Origin of the sequence: Hydrogenispora ethanolica (genome assembly GCF_004340685.1) — a bacterium.
Taxonomy (GTDB): Bacteria; Bacillota; UBA4882; order UBA8346; family UBA8346; genus Hydrogenispora; species Hydrogenispora ethanolica.
Map to the genome: position 1 here is coordinate 1 of NZ_SLUN01000082.1, position 2023 is coordinate 2023.

1 protein-coding gene and 1 pseudogene are annotated in these 2023 nt (G+C 34.5%); both read right to left on the reverse strand.

The features are described from left to right. Positions 1–558: 558 nt before the first annotated feature. Positions 559–1194: a hypothetical protein gene (locus EDC14_RS26345; protein WP_132018385.1), complete on the reverse strand. Its 636-nt coding sequence runs from the start codon at positions 1192–1194 to the stop codon at positions 559–561. Between the two features lie 18 nt (positions 1195–1212). Continuing rightward, a pseudogene (locus EDC14_RS27035) lies at positions 1213–2023 on the reverse strand (hypothetical protein); the annotation flags it as partial.

Sequence of the window (2023 nt, forward strand, 5' to 3'; positions counted from 1 at the left end):
TGAATACCTGACAAAAGTTTTCACCCAGGCTCCAAACGGCGCGCGCCTCGAAAATCTCTTGCCCTGGAGGGTGTGACCCCTGGATTGACGGTTACTTATTATTGAGAGAATTTCATAATTCCAAAAAACGATTAAAAGTAAATTTCAAGGAGCATAAAAAAACTTCACCCCGATTTTGTAGAATTTTCGAAGTTATTATAGCAACAACCGAAATCGCAAAACGGAAGAGGTGAAGTTAACATGGAAATTCTACAAACAACACTGTTTCCCTTAGTAGGATGTGAAATCAAAACACAACAGAATCCTTTTTTTGAGAGCATTCCATACAACGGAAATTTATCGCTATTTTTAAGAAATTGAATTATGAAATCTCTGATACTAAATAAGATTTATCATTTGAGTAAATATTAGCTTTTCACTCAAATGATACAGTGCAGTTATTGAATATTTATTAAAAAACGAACCAGGCACTATATAGGTTTATGGCTCTCAGGTTCAGATGTCTGATTCAATCAAAAATAAGACCAATTCTGTTAGTTTTTATATTTCTAAAAACAATTACATAATAACAAAAACTTGATTTTCTCCATCTCTAAAATGAACATCAACGGCAAATTCTTTATCGCCATTAAGATAAGAAATTAAATTATACATCCTTTGCATTACTGTTTCGATTTTAATTTCATCGACAAAACATAGATTAGCGTCACTATCCAACCCCTGCTTTAAGGGCAATGATACTATATGATTTATGAGGCTATTATACAAAATATCTGGAATATAATCATTGTTAAGTTTCATTTTTTGATGTTCAAGATTTGTTTTTATTGAATAAAACTTTTTACTAGATAGTTTATCCAAAGAATATAGTTCTAGTGAATCTTTTAACTCTTTCACACTAATAGATACATACTCTTTGGGAATCTGAGTATAACAAAAATAATTAAAAAATTTGTGACCCTCTAGAATGTCAATATATTTTTTTATTTCCCTGTCCTTAATTGCCTCTGAAATATCAGGATGAATAGCAAGTTCGTTTATAAATGGAAACAACGAAAAATTATTGATATACAATAACTCATCACCTTCAATTATTTGAGATTTAAGGTCTTTTGCCCATTCATATAAATCGAACCTACTAATTTCTTGATGAAAAAAATCTTTTAACTTAGCAATAATATCTTTTTTATTCATCTACATAACCTCATTATATTATAAATGATAATAGCATTCTCCGGTTTTTATGTTTTGCCAATAATGTCTTTCTATAGTACTACCATCTTTTAATTTCCAAGTTTCCATATGATACTTCCATTCATTATACCGAAAACTCTTGCCTTGACTTCTTATGAAATCTTTAAATTCTTGACTGTTAACATTTCGAACATCTCGCCGTATTCTTTTTGCTTCATCTGGTATTGAAGGCTTACCATTACGAAGACCACCTGAACCTCCATTATTCCTACTAGAAGCATTTAGCCTATTGTTCGCAAGCTGGGTGAACGCCCGCCACGAAGCTTCACCTGCCACCAAACCTAAAGCCGATCCTTTTATATAACCATCTATAGCGCCAAAAGTGGCTCCGGCGCCAGCCCCCGGAGGTCCCGCAAATGCAAAACCGGCCGCTCCTCCACCCGCTCCCTCAATTCCTCCACCTATTATTCCACCAGTGATAGACCAAGCTCCGTTCCAAACACCATGCAAAAATGCCTCATAAGGGGTTTCTTGATAAGCCATTGCATATTCAGGGTGACTTAGTACAAATTCCATATATTCTGCTGCATCTTCACTAAAAATTGGCGAAAGCTCAGTTGTTGATTCACTATACTCTGTTACTTCTATTGCGGGAGGACTTAAAGCGTTTGCCAGTGCCTCTCTTAGTCCATCTTCAATCCCACTTAAGCGTAGCGCATCGCTAGCACTTAATTTATACTCTCCCGTACCTGCAAATTGACCAAATGCATTATTAAACCATTTCTTGATGTTATTTAAGAAATCATTTTCGGCAAACTTGGTTTTACTA

Coding starts and splice junctions, on each gene's coding strand:
- EDC14_RS26345 (WP_132018385.1), bottom strand. CDS start 1,194: ATGAATAAAAAAGATATTATTGCTAAGTTAAAAGATTTTTTTCATCAA.